The sequence below is a fragment of the Sinorhizobium chiapasense genome (assembly GCF_036488675.1).
Lineage (GTDB): Bacteria > Pseudomonadota > Alphaproteobacteria > Rhizobiales > Rhizobiaceae > Sinorhizobium > Sinorhizobium chiapasense.
Genome location: NZ_CP133148.1, coordinates 2,320,691 through 2,338,410, shown reverse-complemented (window position 1 = coordinate 2,338,410; position 17,720 = coordinate 2,320,691). Strand labels below are relative to the sequence as shown.

Below are 17,720 nucleotides of genomic sequence, written 5' to 3'. Positions count from 1 at the left end.
TATTTGGTGTTCTCCTGAACCATCCCGGCGGAAAATCGTTGGAGACATCGGACGAGCCTTCAAGGAGCAGGACATGGCGCTGCGTCTGGTCACGGGCTTGATAATCGGCGTCGCAGCGGGCCTGCTTGCGCCAATCATCGCTCCCATACTCAGACCCCTCGCCAAATCTGCGATCAAGGCCGGCGTGATAACCTACGATCAGGCAAAGGTGGCTGTCGCGGAACTCAACGCGAGCACCGATACGGCCATTTCCGAGATCAGAGCAGAAATAGAAGAAGAGCGCAAAGCTGCCGACGGATCATCCGGATCCAAAGCCAAATCCTGACCGCTAGATCAGGTCCGACCCGCGGCATGCTCGCCACGGAAAGGAGGCAACTTCAATGGCGATAATCGAAGATGCATTGAAAGGTGGGAACGTAGTAACGGGCCTGGCGATCGGGGTGGGTGCCATCGTCCTGGCGCCACTCGCAGCCCCACTGCTGCGGCCGATTACCAAGACGATTCTGAAGGCGGGACTGGTTGCCTATGACCAAACCCGCGTCGCCGTGGCCGAGATGAACGAGCGGGCGTCCGACCTCGTCGCCGAGGCAAGGGCGGAAATGGCCAACGGGGGAGAGGCCGAGACCGCGGGCGGGCGCCGTGCGCCTGAGAAGAAGACTGCCGCTTCCAGCAGCTAGTCCGTGCAAGCATGAGAAATTCTCGCCGCCGTGTTGGCTTCGGGCCAGCACGGGAGGTGGGGTATTGATCTTTTTTCACCGCCGTGATCGCCTCGGACTTGCTGCAATTCCGAGGCGCCGGTCGGGGAATGGTAGCCTGCGATGCATACCTTCGTCGAAACAAGAAGGCCCAAGACAAGTAGGCCCAAGACAACAGGGCGCAATGCGCCCAGCAACCGTGCCGCAGTCTCCATCGTCCCAATCCAGGTGTCCGTGCCGGGACGTGCCCGGCTGAAGGTCGACGGCCTCAAAGGGTCGAGCGAGGTCAAGGATCTGCTGGAGCGGGCAAGCCCCGCGGCGCCGGGCGTGATCGACATCAGCGCCAGCGACGCTACCGGAAATATCCTCCTCGAATTCGAGAAAACGTCGAACCTCGACTCGATCATCGACTACCTCGCGGCTTTGCTCGGAGGCGAAATCGCTGCGCCGGGCGATGCGCGAGATCCCGAGTGGCACAGGCTTTCGCCCGCGCGATTGTGTTCGACGCTCGAGGTTTCGCCGGAGGAAGGACTATCGCGCCCGGTTGCCTCCCAGCGCCTCGCAAGCATTGGTCCCAATGTCCTCGAAACCATCCAGCCGCGGTCGAGCGCGAGCATTCTTGCGGCCCAGTTTCAAAGCGTGCCGGTCGCGATGCTGCTTGGTGCCGCAGCGGTTTCCATCCTGACGGGGGGCGCGCTCGAAGCTGCCGCGATACTCGCGGTGGTGGGCGCAAATGCCGTCATCGGCTATCAAACCGAAAGCCGCGCCGAGCGGACGATCCAGGGCCTGACATCGCACGGGCCGCGAGCGGCGCAAGTCGTGCGCGCAGGCGCAAGCGCCGCCGTCCCGATCCAGCAAATCGTGCCTGGAGACGTTCTCTTTGTGCAGCGGGGCGACGTCCTCCCCGCCGACGCGCGCCTCGTGGACTCTCAAGCCCTGAGCGTCAGCGAAGCGATGCTCACCGGTGAGAGCGTACCGATCGCGAAGACGGTGCGCACGATCAGAAGGCGAAACGTGCCTCTCGGCGCGCGGTCGAACATGATCTATCGCGGAACGATTGTGACGGGAGGCAGCGGACGCGCAATCGTGGTGGCGACGGGATCGCTTACTCAAGCGGGCCGGATCCAGCGGCTCGTCGGCAAAACCGCCACCCCGCAGACGCCTCTCCAAACGGAGCTCGGCGACCTGGGGCGGCAGCTCGGCTGGCTGACGCTGGGAGCATGCGCGGTCCTCATGCTGGCGGGGTGGCTGCGCGGCTTCGGCCTTCTGCACATGGTGCGCTCCGCGCTTTCCGTTTGCGTTGCCGCGGTACCCGAGGGCCTGCCGATGGTGGCGACGACCGTGCTTGCACTCGGTATAGAGCGACTGCGACGCGAAGGCGTTCTCATCCGCAAATTGGACGCGATCGAAACGCTTGCGTCCACACGGGTTGCCTTCTTCGACAAGACCGGAACGCTCACGCGCGGCCGCATCTCGGTGGATACCGTCCGGGTAGGCGACAGGACTTACTCGATCGAGGACATCCGGCGAAGCGCCGCAAAGCCGCAGGGAAGCTTGCGCCGTCTGTTGGAAACCTGCTGCCTCTGCAACGATGTCGAGATCGTCCAGACCGGCACAGGGCAGCATCTGAACGGCTCGCCGACGGAGAGCTGCCTGATCGAGGCCGCCCTCGACAATGGCGTCGACGTGGGTGCCCTGCGCACGCGTCTTGCCCGCATTACCGTGCAGTATCGAAGCGAAACGTCTCGGCTCATGGTGACACGACACCTGGCGGAAGACGGGATGCTGATTGCGGTGAAGGGAAGCCCGGACGACGTCCTGCGGCGGTGCGGGGCGGAAATCCTGCCGGACGGCTCCCGGCGAGAGCTTACACCGGGTCGGCGCTCCGCGATAAAGGAGGCAAATCTCGAAATGGCGTCCCAGGCGCTGCGCGTCCTCGGGGTTGCGCGCAAGCAGACGAGAGGCTCCAAGCCGAGCGCACGTGACGGCCGGGATCTCGTCTGGCTGGGGCTGGTCGGGATGGCCGATCAGCTGCGTCCGGGCGTCGGCCGGCTGATGGCACGGCTGCACGAAGCAGGCATCCATACCATCATGCTGACGGGCGATCAGAAGACGACGGCCGCCGCCGTTGGCGAGCGTATCGGGCTCAACGGCCAGGGCAAGCTGGCGGTTGTCGATGCGGCGGAGATCGAAGGGATGACGCCGGAAGAGCTTGTGACGGCCGCTCGTCATGCGCAGGCGTTCAGCCGCGTCAGCCCTGCCCAGAAGCTCAAAATCGTTCGTTCCCTTCAGCAAGCCGGGGCGCGGGTCGCCATGGTCGGCGACGGAGTGAACGACGGCCCGGCCTTGAAGGCCGCGGACGTGGGCATCGCCATCGGGCGCGACAGCACGAGCGCGGCCAGGGAGATCGCGGATGTGATCATCGACGCCGATGGTCTTGCCGGCCTCGAGCCAGCCATAGAGACAGGCCGCACGACGCGGCGGAACATCCGCAAGACGCTCTGCTTCCTGATCAGCACCAACCTTAGCGAGATCCTGGTGGTGGTGGCGGGCACGTCGATCGGCATGCAAGCGCCGCTCGCGCCGATGCAGCTTCTCTGGATCAACCTGATTTCGGATGTCTTTCCCGGCATAGGACTGGCGATGGAGGCGCCCGAACCCGACGTCCTTCAACAGGGTCCGAACGAGGGCGGCTCGGCGATCCTGCCGGCCAGGAAGCTCGGTAGCCTGGCCACCCAGGCTACGGTGATGGGTGGGGCAGCGATGGCAACGGGTCTTTTCGGCGCCTCACGCTACGGATTGAATTCTCCGCGCACGAGGACCATGACCTTCGCGAGCCTGGTGATGGCCCAGCTGCTCCACGCCATAACGTCGCGATCCGAATCCAACGGGATCTTCGCGCCCGACGACCGGCCGCCCAACCACGCACTTTCATTGATCGTTGGCGGATCGATGGCCGTTCAGACGGCGGGACTGTTTGTGCCGTTCCTGAGAAGGCTCCTCGGCATCGCGCCGATCACCGCAATCGATGCCGTGGTCACGCTTGCCGGTGGAACGCTGCCATTCCTCATCATGGAGTGGATGAAATCAGGGCGTAACACCACCACAAGGGAGTTGGTGTGGAAGCGCCGGAGAGATCCAGCGATGCTTCCCGGCGGACCGGCTTTGAGCGCACGGCGCTCTACGCAGCGATCGCGATGACGTCCTCTTCTTTCCTGCTTGCCGCGACAGGCAAGGGGTAGGACGTGGGTTGTGTCAGAGAGTCAAAGGCCGCCCGCAGTATCGGCTCGGCAAGGGGCTCCGCCAACTGGGCAAGGGGATGGCGGGCGAATACGAGAGGCAGAAGCTTCGCCAGCAGAGATACGAGGTCGGTCTCACGGCCGCCGCTGAGGTTATCGGCGCGGCCGGTCCCCATAAGGTGGGGATGAACAGCAGACGACGTGACCGCCAGCCCCGGAATCTCGCGGCAGAGAGCGAGCGGATCGACGGCAATGTCGTGCACGATGACCAGGCTTGCCGCAGTTGGATTGACCGTGACGCTCAAGACGCCGTCGGCGCCGACAAGCTGTTGCTGCAGGTCAGCGAAAAACGTGGTCTGGTGCCGCGCGGCGGGAATCTTGATCCGCAACCGACCCGGTGTGTAGTGAACGATCTGGGCGATCAATTTGGTAGTACCTTTTGCTGCACGGAGGCCCGCCGTTTGAGGGCGCGGCTGTTCGTCGCTCCAATAAGCGCGTCACATGAAGAGCTGATGACAGCGCCAGAGGGAGATTTGGTGTGGGGATCTTCCCGAGTGTTCAGCGCGTGCGATAGCGCTGGTGGAGGCATGATCGACATGCGACACTGACCCTACAGCGCCGTGCGTCTTTTTATGCGCACAAAGGTCGCTGTAGCACTTTGAATTGCTGCATGTTTTTCTCCTTAAGTCGGTTCCGATTTAAGGAAACATGCAGTAGAAAAGGAGGCCGTCATGCTCCCGACAGCAATCATCGAACATTCGATGGCGGGCCGTGTGCGGGTGAGGGTCCCTCTTCGCCGCGGCGACGTCTCCTATTTTCGCTCCGCCGTGGAGAAGTTGTCCGAACATCCGGAGATCGCCGGTTTGCGGGCAAACCCGATGACCGCGAGTATTCTCATTCAGCATGAGACCGACCTGTCCTCGATTCGCGAGATCGCGGCGAGGAGCGATGTGTTCGATCTTCAGGAAGAGCCCATGCCATCGCCGCAGTCTGTCGCACCCCCTCGCAGCGCGGAGAGGACGATCCCCGGCGTGGTTGCGGTGGAACGAAGCCGGGCGACGGCGATGGGCCTGACGGGCCTTGCGTTCTATCAGGCGATGCGGGGCAACGTCGTGGGGCCTGCCACCGAGAATTTCTGGAACGCGTTCGGCGGGCTTCGAATTCTCAACAATTCACTTATTGCGTTTGCCTTCCTCGGCCTCGGCGTCCTGCAACTGACAAGAGGCCGATGGGCAGGATCGGCGTCGTCCCTTCTCTTCTATGCGTTCGTGCTCAGACAGCTGTCTCAGTCCAATTCCGGCCGGTCACCTGCCACGCGGACGGATGACGCGACTGCGGCTTCCGGGCCGGGGAGCCAGCAAATGATTGGCAGGGTTCCCAAAGACATCCACTGACGGGCTTGGGCGCCGCGCGGACGTACCGTGAGCTTGAGCACGCTTAAAGCCACCCCCCGGCAAATCCCGCCCGGCGCAGTCCGGCGACGATCGGCTGGCAGTGGCGCATGATGTTCCAGAGGAGACCGGAGCGGTAGTTTTCGATCATCAGCACGACCGGGCCCTGGTCTATGCCGAAGTGGTAAGGGCTTACCCACCAGCCAGGGTCGCTGCCTTCGACCGCGAAGGTCCGGTTGAAGGATGGCTTGAAGCCGTAGAGGCGCGTCATTCCCAAAGGCATTCTCGCAAAGTTCCAGACGGTCGGGACGACAATCTCCGGAGCGAAGGGCAGGGACGCCACGACCACCCAAGGTGAGACGGTGCCGTCGTCCGGTCCGAAGGGCGCGCCGCGCGCGATATAGTCGTAGAACTCCCTTTCGCCGCCATCGACATTTTTCTTGATCCAGCCGGGGCCGTCGCTCGCGGTGAAGCCCCAGCAGTGCTCGCCGTAACCCGCAAAATTCAACGGGTTGCGGATGGCGTATTCGCGCTGGACGTAGGTCGCATGGCGGCTGTTCTGGAAGTAGTCGCTGTCGTGGTGGCGCATGAAATCATCGCGGATACCGCGGAAGTCGATCCACATGTGCGAGAGCTGGTGGGTGAAGAGCGGTCCCGAATAGAGCAGCTCGCGCCCATAGATGTTTCGCCAGTCGTAGCTTTCCGTATAGGCGGAATAGGCTTCGGCCGGCAACGGATGCGTCGGCGATCCCAGCCCGAGGATGTAGAGCAGCAGGCCCTCGTCGTAACCGCGCCAGCGATAAGGGATGAATCCGTTTTCCGATCGCCATCCATGGGTCAAGGTAAGGTCGTGATCACAGGCCCAGTTCCAGTCGGCCCGTTCGTAGAGTGTGTTGGCCAGCCACCGGACCTCGACCTCGTCGGCGCTGTCCCCGTCGAAATAGGCGGCCACGGTCAAGGCGCCGGCGAACAGGAAGGCCGAGTCGATCGTCGACAGCTCGCACTGCCAGACCCGGCGGCCGGTCTCGATGTCGAGGAAATGATAGAAGAAACCCTTGTAGCCGGACGCGTCGGGCTCCGGTCCCTGGGGACATGCCAGCAGGAACGACAGCTTCTTGCGGGCGAGCTTGGCCGCAAACTTGCGGATCAGGACGCCGCGCTCGACGACCACGGGAAGCGTCGCCAGCGCCATGCCGATCGCCGCGATGCTCGCCGGAGCATCGGGCGCAGTCTTGTCGCGAACGAGCCCGTTGTCCGGATTGGTGCAATGGAGATAGTAGAGCAGCGACGTAAACTGCAGCCGACCGAGATCCTGTTCGGTCGGCATGCGCTCCAGTTTCGGAGCGATCGAGAGCGTCCGTGACATATCGCTAGCCCACTACCGCCTTGTGCCGCTTAGACGTTGTCTCCCTCGGTCGATGTCCTCGGTCGGGATGGTGGTGTGCTCTTCGCGCCCCATTTCCATCCGCTGATCTGAGGCATGTCGTCGCCGTATTTTTCGATATGCTCGCGATGCTCGATCAGCTTCGCGTGGATCGCCTGCTTGAAATAGGCCGCACGCGCACCGAGCTGCGGCAGTCGGTCGATGACGTCCTCGACGAGGTGGAAGCGATCGAGTTCGTTCAACACCACCATGTCGAACGGGGTCGTCGTCGTGCCTTCTTCCTTGTAGCCGCGCACGTGAAGATTGCCGTGGTTCGCCCTGCGATAGGTGAGCCGATGGATCAGCCACGGATAGCCGTGGAAGGCGAAGATGATCGGCTTGTCCCTCGTGAAGAGGCCGTCGAAATCGCGATCCGACAGTCCATGCGGATGCTCGTTCGCTGGCTGCAGCTTCATCAGGTTCACGACATTGATGACCCTGACCTTCAACTCGGGCAGATGCTCGCGGAGCAACTGCACCGCCGCCAGTGTTTCGAGGGTCGGAACGTCGCCGCAGCAGGCCATGACGACATCCGGATCGTTGCCCTTGTCGCTGCTCGCCCAGTCCCAGATGCTGATGCCCATGGCGCAGTGCCGGACGGCCTCCGACATCGTCAGCCATTGCGGCGCCGGCTGCTTGCCGGCGACGACTACGTTGACGTAGTTGCGGCTGCGCAGGCAGTGGTCCGTCACACAGAGCAAGGTGTTGGCATCCGGCGGCAGGTAGACGCGGATCACATCGGCCTTCTTGTTGACGACGTGGTCGATGAAGCCTGGGTCCTGATGGCTGAAGCCGTTGTGGTCCTGCCGCCAGACGTGGGAGCTCAGGAAGTAGTTCAGCGAGCCGATGGGTCTGCGCCACGGGATGTCGTTGCACACCTTCAGCCACTTGGCGTGCTGGTTGAACATCGAGTCGATGATGTGGATGAAGGCTTCGTAGCAGGAGAAGAAGCCGTGGCGGCCGGTCAGCAGGTAGCCTTCCAGCCATCCCTGGCACTGGTGCTCGCTGAGCACTTCCATGACGCGGCCGTCCGGCGAGAGATGGTCGTCCTCCGGATAGATGTCCGCGATGTAGCAGCGGTTCGTCACCTGCAGCACATCCTGCCAGCGGTTGGAGTTGTTCTCGTCCGGGCTGAACAGCCGGAAGTTCTTGCTCTCCAGGTTCGCCTTCATCACGTCGCGCAGGAACGTGCCCATGACGCGGGCGGACTCGGCCACGGTTGCGCCGTGCCCGGAAAACTCGACGGCATAGTCGCGGAAATCCGGCATCTTCAGATCACGCAGGAGCAGTCCGCCGTTGGCGTGCGGATTGTCGCTCATGCGGCGGCGGCCCACTGGCGCCAGCGATGCGATCTCGCCCTTGAGTCGGCCGGCGTCGTCGAAAAGCTCCTCGGGCCGATAGCTCTTCATCCACTGTTCGAGGATGCGGATATGCTCCGGCTTGTCCATCTCGCCCATGGGCACCTGGTGCGATCGCCAGTAATCCTCGCATTTCTTGCCGTCGATCTCCGGCGGGCATGTCCAGCCCTTCGGCGTCCGGAAGACGATCATCGGCCATGCGGGACGCTTGAGATTGCCGTTGGATCGCGCATCGGCCCAGATCTTCCGGATCTCGCCGACGGCCGTGTCGAGCACGCCTGCCAGTTGCCGGTGCACGTCCTCGGGATCGCGTCCTTCGACGAAATAGGGCCTGTAGCCCATGCCCTCGAAGAACTTTTGCAACTCCTCCTTGGGGATGCGGGCGAGGAAGCAGGGGTTGGCAATCTTGTAGCCGTTCAGGTGGAGGATCGGCAGCACGCAGCCGTCGCGGGCCGGATTGAGGAACTTGTTGCCCTGCCATCCGGTGGCAAGCGGCCCGGTCTCGGCTTCCCCGTCGCCGACCACACAGGCGACGATCAGGTCGGGGTTGTCGAATGCGGCACCATAGGCATGGCTCAACGCATATCCGAGCTCGCCGCCCTCGTGGATGCTGCCGGGCGTCTCGGGCGCGACGTGGCTCGGTATGCCGCCGGGGAAGCTGAACTGCTTGAACAGCCGCTTCATGCCCTCCGCGTCCTGGCTGATATTCGGATAAAACTCGCTGTAGGTGCCTTCAAGGTAAGCGTGCGCGACCAGTGACGGTCCGCCGTGGCCGGGGCCGATGACGTAGATCATGTTGAGATCGTCGCGCCTGATCACCCGGTTCAGATGCACATAGAGCATGTTGAGGCCGGGGGAGGTTCCCCAGTGGCCGAGCAACCGCGGCTTGATGTGCTCGCGCTTCAGCGGCCCCTTGAGCAGCGGATTGTCGAGCAGGTATATCTGGCCAACCGAGAGATAATTGGAAGCCCGCCAATAGGCATCGATGAGATGCAACTCATCAGGCGAGAGCGGGGTCTCCGTTCGGATTTCGTGTGCGGTCTCAAGCGTAGACATCGAAGCCTCCTGAGCGAAGTCGGAATGTGACAGGGCAACGATTTACGAGATGCGGACGTCGGAACTCACAACGTGCGGCAGCGGCTATCCTCCATGTCCGCTGCGGCCCCCCTGGCTGTAATGCCTTCGGAATAGGCAGGGCCAATGTCGCACAAAAAGCGCTTCCGGCACAGGAAAAATCCGAACGCGCCTTGCAGGGCCTGAGGGCGTAGCGCGTCGCCCGTGGCGCACTCATTAAATAAATCGCATCCGAGTAAATCGAAACCGCTTGACAGAGGTATTTCCTTCACGTATTTACAGCGCATCCGATTGAAGCGGATCCGAGTTAAATTGAACAGAAAGGATTTCCCAATGACCGAGAAGCTTCTTTTCACCGGCAAGACCCACAACACCGGCGGCCGCAATGGCGGCACGCGGAGCAGCGACGGCAAGCTTGACCTGAAGCTTTCGCAGCCGCATCCCGCCGCCGAACAGCTCTTCGGCGCCGCCTGGTCGGCCTGTTACATCGGAGCGATCGAGCTCGCCGCGTCGCAGCGAAACGTCAAGCTTCCGGCGGGACCCGAGGTCGACACCGAGATCGATCTCAACGTTGACGACGGCTCCTTCTTCCTGCGGGCAAGGCTGAACGTGAGCCTGCCGGGTATCGAGCGTGAGTTGGCGCAGGAGCTGATCGAGGCGGCGCATGGGATCTGCCCGTATTCCAAGGCAACGCACGGCAACATCGACGTGACCACCAGCCTCGTCTGAACGGGATGGGTCGGGTCTGCCTCTCAAGGAAGTCCGGGAAAAGTGTGCAGCGGTTTTCCGTCCGGAATTGCGTGAGTTCAAAGAATCGGGCGGTTCGCAGGTTCAACGAAGCAGTGAACCGCTCCGGCAGGCAGACCCGACGCCTACTGCATGTTTCCTTTAATCGTAGCCGATTAAAGGACAAAAACATGCAGAAAATCAAAGTGCTACAGCGACCTTTGCGCGTCTCATAAGGCGCGCGGCGCTGTAGCCAAAAAAGCTGACAGGACAACAAGGGGAAAAACACGCAATGACCGACAGCCGCGCCGAGCCGCCGCAAGCCTATGGCGAGTTTTCGCTTGTGCTCGATCCGTCCATCTACGAGCCGCTGCCCGATGATTGGTTGATCGGGATAACCGATGTTGTCGGCTCGACGTCGGCGATCCGATCCGGGCATTACGAAGACGTCAACTACGCCGGCGCGTCGATCATTGCCGCGCTCGGCAATGCCTGGGGCGCCTTCGATTTCCCCTTCGTGTTTCGCGGCGACGGGGCGGCATTCGCCTTGCCGCCAGAGGGCCTCATGGTCGCCACTTCGGCGTTGCGACAGGTCGCAGCCTTTGCCAAGAGCAATCTCGGTCTCGATCTTCGAGTTGGCTTGCTGCCTGTCCGCGAAATCCGCGCCGGCGGGCGCGACGTGCGCGTCGCGCGATACGCGGCCTCGGAAAACGCGACCTATGCGATGTTTTCCGGCGGCGGGCTCAAATGGGCGGAAGAGCAGATCAAGAACGGGCGGTATCTGGTCAAGCCGGGCCGGTACACGACGAAGCCGGACCTGACCGGGCTCATGTGTGAATGGACGCCGTTTGCGAGCCAGCAGGGCGAGATCCTGTCGCTGCTGGTCGAGCCCTATGAGCATACGAGCCAAGAGGTCTTTGCTGCGCTCGCACGGCGCGTGCTTGCGGTGTTCGACGCAGGGCAGCGGCAGTCTCATCCGCTTCCAGAGGACGTGGGCGTTCCCAAGAACAAGGCGACCTATGTCGATCCGAAACATTGGTCGGAAGTCGCCTCCAACTCGGATTTCCGCAAATACGACGATGGCCTGCGCCTGACACTCGATTGCACGCCCGAACAGATCGATGCGGTCGAGGCCATCCTTGCCGCGGCGAGGGCGCGCGGCGAGGTCAACTTCGGACTGCATCGCCAGTCCCATGCGCTGATGACCTGCCTCGTGCCGTCCGGCCGGCCGGAATCGCACCTGCATTTCCTCGACGGCATGGACGGCGGCTACGCCAAGGCGGCCGAGATGATGGAGGCCGGCGGGCTTGCCGCTGCGTCATCACGTTAGGTGAAGCCAAGGCGACGCGGCATACGTCCCCTGAAACTAACCTGAAGCTATGCCCGTATCAGTTTCCAGAAGGGCAAGTAGCAGCTTCCTGAAGGAGACACCGCATGACTGGAATGGCAATGACTCAAACGCCTCAAGCAACCGGCGGCAGATTGTCGGGCGAGTTGTACAAGGTCGTTGAATTGATCCTGGACCGCGGGCTGGTCATCGACGTGTTCGTGCGTGTGTCGGTGATCGGCCTCGAGGTGGTCACCATCGATGCGCGGGTCGTCGTCGCCGGCGTCGATGCTTACCTGCGCTTCGCCGAGATGTGCGGCCGCCTCAGTCTCACCGGCAGCAGCCCCCAGATCGGCCGCTCGCTAATCGACGGCGCGCTGCCGCTCGAGCTTCCCGGCCGGGCGCGCACGGAACCGGCGTGACGTAACGGAAAGGATGACTGATGAGCAACTACGTTTACTGTGTCACGCATGCCTCCCACCCACTACCGCTCGAAGGGGCGGTCGGGGTGGGGGAGCACGCCCCCGCCCTCCGGCTCGTGCGCGAGCAGGATCTCGTCGCGGTGGTTAGCGACGCGCCCGAGAACTTGCGCGCGAAGCGGCGCGATCTGGTGAAGCACGATGCGGTCATCGGACGGATGTACGCAGCCGGCACCGTGCTGCCGATGCGGTTCGGAATGGTCGCGCCCGACGACGAGACCGTGCAGACAGAGCTTCGATCGGGCGCGCGGCTCTATGGCGAACTCTTGTCCCGGATCGATGGCCACGCCGAGCTCAACGTCAAAGGCGTTCATGCGGAGGAGGGTCTCCTCCGCGACGTCTTGCTCCAGAACGACGAGCTGCGCGCGCGCAATCACGCACTGCGCGCCGCGGACGGCGGCAGCCACCAGGACAAGCTGGCCTTCGGCGAACACGTGGCCGCCGTCGTCGCGGAGTGGCGCGCGCGTGACGCGGACCAGGTCATCGCCCGCCTGCAACCACATGCCGCGCAGGTACGACCGGGCCCGTCTGTCGACGGTTGCTTCGTCAACGTATCGTTCCTGGTCGCGTCCGGCGCCCGGCCCCGCTTCGACAGCGCTCTGTCGTCGCTCCGCAGCGAACTGCCCGGCTACGCAAGCGTCGAGTTGAATGGGCCCTTGCCGCCTTACAGCTTCGTCGGCGACGAAGCGAACGTGTGAGGCCGTGACGGTGGGACTCCTGTCGCACCTTTTGTTGCTGCCGCTCGCGCCGGCCCGCGTCGCGCTGTGGACCGTCGATCGGGTGGTCGACGCCGCTGCCGAACAGCGTTGCGGCCCGGCCGCCATCCGGCGCGAGCTGGCCGAGCTTTCGCGGCAACTGGATGAAGGACTGATCGATGCCGAGGAATTCGATCGACGCGAGGACGAGATCCTCGACCGGCTGGACGAGGGACGAAAGCGAGGGCTGATCGCATGATGGAACAACAAGGCTTGCGGCACCAGGGTGCGTCGCCGAACCTGGCTGATGTTCTGGAGCGGGTTCTGGACAAGGGGTTGATCATCGCCGGCGACATCAAGATCAACCTGCTCGACATCGAGCTTCTGACCATCAAGCTCCGGCTGCTGGTCGCGTCGGTGGACAAGGCCAAGGCGATGGGGATCGACTGGTGGGAGCACGATCCGGCGCTTTCCCATCCGAGGCCGCGGCAGCTTGCGGTCGAGAACGCGCGGTTGCGCAAAAAGATCAGGGCGCTGGAAGTCGCCGCTCTGGAGGCACGGCGATGAGCGCGGCGAGCTATACATACGCGGTCGCGCACCCGTTCGATCCCATCCAGGTGGCCGGCCTCGTCGGCGTCGACGGCGCCGCGATCCACCTGGTCCGCCACAAGGACCTGGTCGCCGTGGTCAGTCCGCTTGCGCCTGCCAACGCCGACGAAATCGCGCTGCGAGCGAGGCTGGAGACGCTGGCGGAGCTGGAGGCGATCGCACGTGCGCACCACAGGGTCGTGGCGGCGGTTGCCGCTTGCACACCAACGCTGCCGTTCCGCCTCGCGACCGTTCACCGCACCGACGACCGCGTTGCGCAGTTGCTGCGCCGCGAGTATCGGCGCTTCCGCGAGACGCTGGATCGACTCGCGGGCCGCGTGGAGGTGGGGGTAAAGATCTACGTGCAACACGCGGGCGCATCTGCCCCCGCCGCGATGTCCGTGGATGAGAAAACCAGCGGGTCCGGATCGGCGCGCGCGGGGAGGGACTACCTGCGCTACCGCCGCGAAGAACGCGATCGGCGCCAGCACGCGTGGCAGCGCGCAACCACGGTGGCCGAGCAGGTGGACGCCGCTCTCGCCATGCTTGCCGTCGATCGCCGCCAGCACCGAGCGCAGAGCGCCGAGCTGTCCGCAGCTCCAGGCGAAAATGTATTCAACGCAGCCTACTTGGTGGATGCCGGGCTCGCTGAAGAGCTCGCCACCCGTGCACGGCGGCTCTGTGCCGAAAACCCGCACGTGACAATCGAGGTCACAGGCCCCTGGCCGCCCTATTCGTTCGCCGGCGGCGAGCACCGGGGGCACGCGTGAGCCCCGCCGCACTCCCCGCCCGAGAGATCGCGCTCGTCGACCTGCTCGACCGGCTCCTAGCGGGCGGCATCATGCTCACCGGAGACATCACGCTCGCGATCGCCGACATCGACATGGTGCAGATCTCGCTTCGCGCCCTGATCACGTCGCTCGGCCGGACCACGCAATCCGGCGCAACGGAGCGAGACCAGTGAGCGGCGGCGTCGCTGGACATCAGCCGGGGCTGCGCCAGCGCATATCGATGGCGCCTGACACGGTCGAACGAGATCTGGCCCGCCTGGTGCTCACCGTCGTGGAGTTGCTGCGCCAGCTCATGGAGCGGCAGGCGCTTCGTCGTCTCGACGAGGGAGGTCTGACCGAATCGGAGGAGGAGCGCGTCGGTATGACATTGATGCTTCTAGACGACCGCATGTCGCAATTGCGGGAGCACTTCGGGCTCGCCGCCGAAGACCTGAATATCGACCTGGGACCTCTCGGTCCGCTACTTCCGCGTTGATGCGGCAATGCTCGGGCCTTTCCGATCCGGAGACGCGCATGGAAGCGCAGGCAACACGCCACTCGGTAGCAGATGCCGCTCGCGTCAGTGGTCCATCACTACCGACATGAAGACAAAACCCGCCGCGGTCATCAGCGAAACCACGTAGAGCAAGGCGCGTCCGAGGGGGCTGCCGGCAACGTGGGCGCGGCGTGGGTTCTGAGGGTCATAGCAAACGTTGACGCTTGCCCCCGGGGGGCCGGAGTGGGGAATTTCCGAGTCGAATTCGTGCGTACGCCCTGTCTGATCCGTGAAGCGGATGATCGCGGTGTCATAGTCCTCCCCCTTGGACACCCGGACGATCTGTCCCTCGGTCGATGTCCCGACGCGTCGAAGCAGCGCGTCACGTCGCAGTTTCCAGGCGATATCCAAAGCAAGCCACACTCCGACCGCCAGGAAAAGCAGGCGGACAAAGCGAAGGTCCTCGGCAAACCACGCATAAAGCGTGCTGAAGGCCGCGATCAGATCCATGTCCGCAGCACCTGCATATGATCACCACGGCATTTGCCCCGTCGTCCTGCCACTTTGCGGTTATGAGTCAGGGCACGAATTCACGTCAAACAGCCAGACGAGAGCAGCATTTCTTTCGTTCTCACTTGGCGGCGCCAAGTAGGTAGCCTCCGTCCCAGTGCCAGATCTGCTTGTCGTCGACAGTGACCTTGACGACCGCCTGGAATCCGGCGAGCGTCCCGCTGCCGGCATGGAACGCACAGGTTCCTAGCGGCGGGCTGGCCGTGTCGTAGACGACGCAGTACCCGACCGCCGAGTCTCCGTTTCCGACGGTAATGACCGCCGCGCTGCTGCTGAAAAGAGGACTGCCGGTCACCGGCCCATAGTAGAAGATCTTGGTGCCCGCCGGGATCGCCGCGAGGTTCGATTCCGTAATGGTGCAGAAGCTCGGGGTATCGCCGGTGTACTGGCTGCATTCCTTAGAGATCTTGAGTGGTTGCATAGCCGGCGCAGTGGACGCCATAGCCGGCGCAGCGGAGGTTAGTGCCAGGATGGCACCAGCCGACAGGATCAACAGTCTGCTCATTGCCTACTCCCCCTATGGTCGAATTAATGTCTGAGATTCTACTCGTTATCTCCGTTCCGAGCAATTCGCTGCCTAGAATCCTCTGGGCAAGGGGTTGCCGCCGCCTGCCTCGCCGCTGCAGCCGCTCAATTTCCGCGACAACCGCCTGAGGCGTCGGCCGGCGCAAGCGATGCGGCCGGGAAGAGCGATCCCGCAATCCCGCCAGTCCTTCGCATCGATAGCGATCAACCCATTTTCGCACCGTGCGCGCGCAGACGCCTGCGGCTTCGGCAACGGCCTGCGGCGACTGCCCTCTCTCGACCTGCATTACAATGCGCTCTCGACCGCGCGCCGTCAGACGGGCATTCTTATGGATGTTCATCCGGTCCCCCTGGAATCACTGAAGCTTCGACGACCTCAGCTTTGCCGGTCCGGACCGGATGGACAACCTATGGAAAACTCACACCTAGCTGGCTCCGGGAGGTCTGCCCGTTTTTCCGAAGCGCTGCACGAGCCACTGGATGAAGACCTTCAGCCTGGTGCTCTGATGCCTGCCGGGCGCGTAAACCACATGGAAGGGCAGGGGTGGGTGGCTCCATTCGCCGAGGACCTCGACGAGTTGCCCCGTCTGCAGGTAGGGCAGCAGGAACGGCCTCAGGTTCTGGCCGATCCCCATGCCGGCCAGCATCATTGCGATCTGACCGTTGTCTTCATTGGCTGAGAATTGCAGATCGCCGGCGACGTATCTGCGGTCGGGCTTCGTGAAAATCAGAGGCTTCATACTGCCGTCGGCGTGGGAAAAGAAGCCGACCTTGGCATGTTTGCTGTCGAGGTCTTCCGGAGAGGCGGGTACTCCCATCCGCTCCAGGTAGGCCGGTGATGCACATGTGACGAACTCGGCATCGAACAGATGCCTTGCCACCAGAGACTCGTCGCCGATTTCGCCGGCCCTGATGGCGCAGTCGACGCCTTCTCCCATGATGTTCGCAGGTCGATTGCCAATACCTAACGCGATCGAAATCTGAGGATATTGCTGATGGAATTCCGGGAGATGCGGTATCAGAACATTCTGCGCGAAGGTCGGGTGGGATTCGATGCGGAGATGTCCTCGGGGCGTCAGCTTCTTGCCGCGCACGGCACTGTCGGCTTCGTCGACCTCCGCGACCAGACGCGCCGCATATCGATAATATTCCTCGCCTTCCGCCGTCACGACGATGCTGCGCGTGGTCCTGTGCATCAGCCTTGTCCCGAGATGCTTCTCGAGATCCGTCACAAGTTTGCTGACGGTCGAGCGCGGCACCAGAAGCTGGTTGGCAGCTCCCCGGAACGACCCTGATTCAACGACCCGCACAAAGGCTCGCATCGCAAGCAACTGGTTCATCGTGTTTCTCCGGGTGGGAGATTGTCCATGCCTGTGGACGGACATGTCACAGATGAACCATTTTGTTTCCGATTTCAATCACCAGCTATTTCCTGCTCCCGATTGGGGAGTACCGATACTGACAGGAAAGAGTGAGACGATGACAGTCGATCCGAAGAAGGTTCTGCGCCTGAATCTGCCTCAATGGCAGGGCGGCGACCACCCCGATTACAGAATAGGCGCGCGTGTCCTTGCCGCCATAGCCCCGCAACCGCTTGGGCCGGAAGAGACGGTTGCGGTCCCCGAAGCCCATGACGATGTGCGACCGGTCGAGGAGGGCATCGTCTCCCGCCGGCCGCTTCTGGATCTCGTTGCGGCAGCCATGTCGGCCATCCGCCGACACAGTCCCGACGCTGTTGTCACGCTCGGAGGCGATTGCCTCGTGGATCTCGCGCCGATTGCCTATCTCAATGAGCGGTATGGCGACGATCTGGCGGTTCTGTGGGTCGATGCGCATCCCGACGTAATGGGGGCAGAGCAGTTCCGAAACGCCCATGCGCATGTGCTCGCCATGCTGATGGGGATAGGCGATCCCGTTTTTGTGGCCGCCGTCCCGAGGCCGGTGCAAGCGCGCCAGATCCTCTATGTCGGTCTGACCGAAACCACTCCGTTCGAAACGGATTTCATTGCGAAGCATGGACTGGCACGTCTCAGCCCGGAAGACCTGGCCGGCTCGGCCGAGCCGGTATTGGCGTGGCTGCGCGCTTCGGGCGCGAAGAAGGTTGCGGTGCACTTCGACCTGGATGTGCTCGATCCGACGCTTTACGACTTCCTCCTTTCCCTAGATCCGGCGGCCAAGCCGAACGCCTTTGACGGCATCGCGAAGGGCCGGATGCGCTTCGAGGAGGTCGCAAGGATTCTCACGGCCGTGGATGCCGAGGCCGACGTCGTCGGGTTGGCGATTGCCGAATACATGCCGTGGAGCGCGATCCAGCTGTCGAAGTCGCTGCAGACACTCCCGCTGCTCGGCAAGCGATAGATAGTA

Annotated in this window: 20 protein-coding genes and 1 pseudogene; 14 read left to right on the top strand and 7 right to left on the bottom strand. The window is 63.1% G+C overall.

Translation table 11 applies throughout. From position 1 onward, the window contains the following. Positions 1–73: 73 nt before the first annotated feature. From RB548_RS11375 to RB548_RS11365, 3 genes are all read left to right on the top strand, one after another. Positions 74–325, top strand: coding sequence for a DUF5132 domain-containing protein (locus tag RB548_RS11375; RefSeq protein WP_331371424.1), 252 nt, complete (start codon positions 74–76; stop codon positions 323–325). Between the two features lie 55 nt (positions 326–380). Beyond that, positions 381–677 carry a DUF5132 domain-containing protein gene (locus RB548_RS11370; protein WP_331371423.1) on the top strand — a complete coding sequence of 99 codons (297 nt, stop codon included), beginning with the start codon at positions 381–383 and terminating at the stop codon, positions 675–677. 252 nt (positions 678–929) lie between these two features. Next, positions 930–3,896: a cation-translocating P-type ATPase gene (locus RB548_RS11365; protein WP_331371422.1), complete on the top strand. Its 2,967-nt coding sequence runs from the start codon at positions 930–932 to the stop codon at positions 3,894–3,896. Here RB548_RS11365 and RB548_RS11360 read toward each other — a convergent pair. Next, positions 3,877–4,359 (bottom strand): HMA2 domain-containing protein, encoded by a 483-nt coding sequence (locus tag RB548_RS11360; RefSeq protein ID WP_331371421.1) that lies wholly within the window; start codon positions 4,357–4,359, stop codon positions 3,877–3,879. The two genes, RB548_RS11365 and RB548_RS11360, sit on opposite strands and share 20 nt — an antisense overlap. 306 nt (positions 4,360–4,665) lie before the next feature. On the opposite strand from RB548_RS11360, the gene RB548_RS11355 reads away from it, so the two are divergent. Then, positions 4,666–5,328: a hypothetical protein gene (locus tag RB548_RS11355; RefSeq protein WP_331371420.1), complete on the top strand. Its 663-nt coding sequence runs from the start codon at positions 4,666–4,668 to the stop codon at positions 5,326–5,328. 43 nt (positions 5,329–5,371) lie between these two features. Here RB548_RS11355 and RB548_RS11350 read toward each other — a convergent pair whose 3' ends face one another. After that, the gene (locus RB548_RS11350; protein WP_331371419.1) at positions 5,372–6,691 is read right to left on the bottom strand and encodes a glucoamylase family protein; all 1,320 of its coding nucleotides are present in this window, start codon (positions 6,689–6,691) and stop codon (positions 5,372–5,374) included. Between the two features lie 29 nt (positions 6,692–6,720). Continuing rightward, positions 6,721–9,162 (bottom strand): phosphoketolase family protein, encoded by a 2,442-nt coding sequence (locus tag RB548_RS11345; protein WP_331371418.1) that lies wholly within the window; start codon positions 9,160–9,162, stop codon positions 6,721–6,723. A 351-nt stretch (positions 9,163–9,513) separates the two neighbouring features. On the opposite strand from RB548_RS11345, the gene RB548_RS11340 reads away from it, so the two are divergent. The 9 genes from RB548_RS11340 to RB548_RS11300 all read left to right on the top strand — a co-directional run bounded on the left by RB548_RS11340 (position 9,514) and on the right by RB548_RS11300 (position 14,261). Next, complete coding sequence (locus RB548_RS11340; RefSeq protein WP_331371417.1) at positions 9,514–9,909, top strand: organic hydroperoxide resistance protein; 396 nt, start codon at positions 9,514–9,516, stop codon at positions 9,907–9,909. A 289-nt stretch (positions 9,910–10,198) separates the two neighbouring features. Then, a complete protein-coding gene (locus RB548_RS11335) occupies positions 10,199–11,236 on the top strand; it encodes a DUF3095 family protein (RefSeq protein WP_331371416.1) in 1,038 nt (345 codons plus the stop codon). A gap of 104 nt (positions 11,237–11,340) precedes the next feature. Next, a complete protein-coding gene (gene gvpJ, locus RB548_RS32155; protein ID WP_408642368.1) occupies positions 11,341–11,655 on the top strand; it encodes a gas vesicle protein GvpJ in 315 nt (104 codons plus the stop codon). A 20-nt stretch (positions 11,656–11,675) separates the two neighbouring features. Continuing rightward, positions 11,676–12,410 carry a GvpL/GvpF family gas vesicle protein gene (locus RB548_RS11325; RefSeq protein WP_331371415.1) on the top strand — a complete coding sequence of 245 codons (735 nt, stop codon included), beginning with the start codon at positions 11,676–11,678 and terminating at the stop codon, positions 12,408–12,410. 4 nt (positions 12,411–12,414) lie between these two features. Further along, positions 12,415–12,666, top strand: a complete 252-nt coding sequence (locus RB548_RS11320) for a gas vesicle protein GvpG (protein WP_331371414.1) — start codon at positions 12,415–12,417, stop codon at positions 12,664–12,666. After that, positions 12,663–12,974 carry a gas vesicle protein gene (locus RB548_RS11315; RefSeq protein WP_331371413.1) on the top strand — a complete coding sequence of 104 codons (312 nt, stop codon included), beginning with the start codon at positions 12,663–12,665 and terminating at the stop codon, positions 12,972–12,974. Before RB548_RS11320 ends, RB548_RS11315 begins: the two co-directional genes overlap by 4 nt. Beyond that, a complete protein-coding gene (locus RB548_RS11310; RefSeq protein ID WP_331371412.1) occupies positions 12,971–13,765 on the top strand; it encodes a GvpL/GvpF family gas vesicle protein in 795 nt (264 codons plus the stop codon). Before RB548_RS11315 ends, RB548_RS11310 begins: the two co-directional genes overlap by 4 nt. Continuing rightward, positions 13,762–13,959, top strand: coding sequence for a gas vesicle protein (locus tag RB548_RS11305; RefSeq protein WP_331371411.1), 198 nt, complete (start codon positions 13,762–13,764; stop codon positions 13,957–13,959). The genes RB548_RS11310 and RB548_RS11305 overlap by 4 nt, the downstream gene beginning before the upstream one ends. Beyond that, positions 13,956–14,261 (top strand): gas vesicle protein K, encoded by a 306-nt coding sequence (locus RB548_RS11300; RefSeq protein WP_331371410.1) that lies wholly within the window; start codon positions 13,956–13,958, stop codon positions 14,259–14,261. The genes RB548_RS11305 and RB548_RS11300 overlap by 4 nt, the downstream gene beginning before the upstream one ends. A gap of 84 nt (positions 14,262–14,345) precedes the next feature. Here the strand turns inward: RB548_RS11300 and RB548_RS11295 are convergent, their stop codons facing one another. The 4 genes and pseudogenes from RB548_RS11295 to RB548_RS11280 form a co-directional block, all read right to left on the bottom strand. Next, complete coding sequence (locus tag RB548_RS11295) at positions 14,346–14,771, bottom strand: DUF3592 domain-containing protein (RefSeq protein ID WP_331371409.1); 426 nt, start codon at positions 14,769–14,771, stop codon at positions 14,346–14,348. Positions 14,772–14,892: 121 nt separating this feature from the next. Then, complete coding sequence (locus tag RB548_RS11290; protein ID WP_331371408.1) at positions 14,893–15,336, bottom strand: hypothetical protein; 444 nt, start codon at positions 15,334–15,336, stop codon at positions 14,893–14,895. Between the two features lie 34 nt (positions 15,337–15,370). After that, a pseudogene (locus RB548_RS32150) lies at positions 15,371–15,697 on the bottom strand (leucine zipper domain-containing protein); the annotation flags it as partial. Between the two features lie 84 nt (positions 15,698–15,781). Next, positions 15,782–16,696, bottom strand: coding sequence for a LysR family transcriptional regulator (locus tag RB548_RS11280; RefSeq protein ID WP_331371407.1), 915 nt, complete (start codon positions 16,694–16,696; stop codon positions 15,782–15,784). Between the two features lie 139 nt (positions 16,697–16,835). On the opposite strand from RB548_RS11280, the gene RB548_RS11275 reads away from it, so the two are divergent. After that, positions 16,836–17,714 carry an arginase family protein gene (locus tag RB548_RS11275; RefSeq protein WP_331371406.1) on the top strand — a complete coding sequence of 293 codons (879 nt, stop codon included), beginning with the start codon at positions 16,836–16,838 and terminating at the stop codon, positions 17,712–17,714. Positions 17,715–17,720 lie beyond the last annotated feature (6 nt).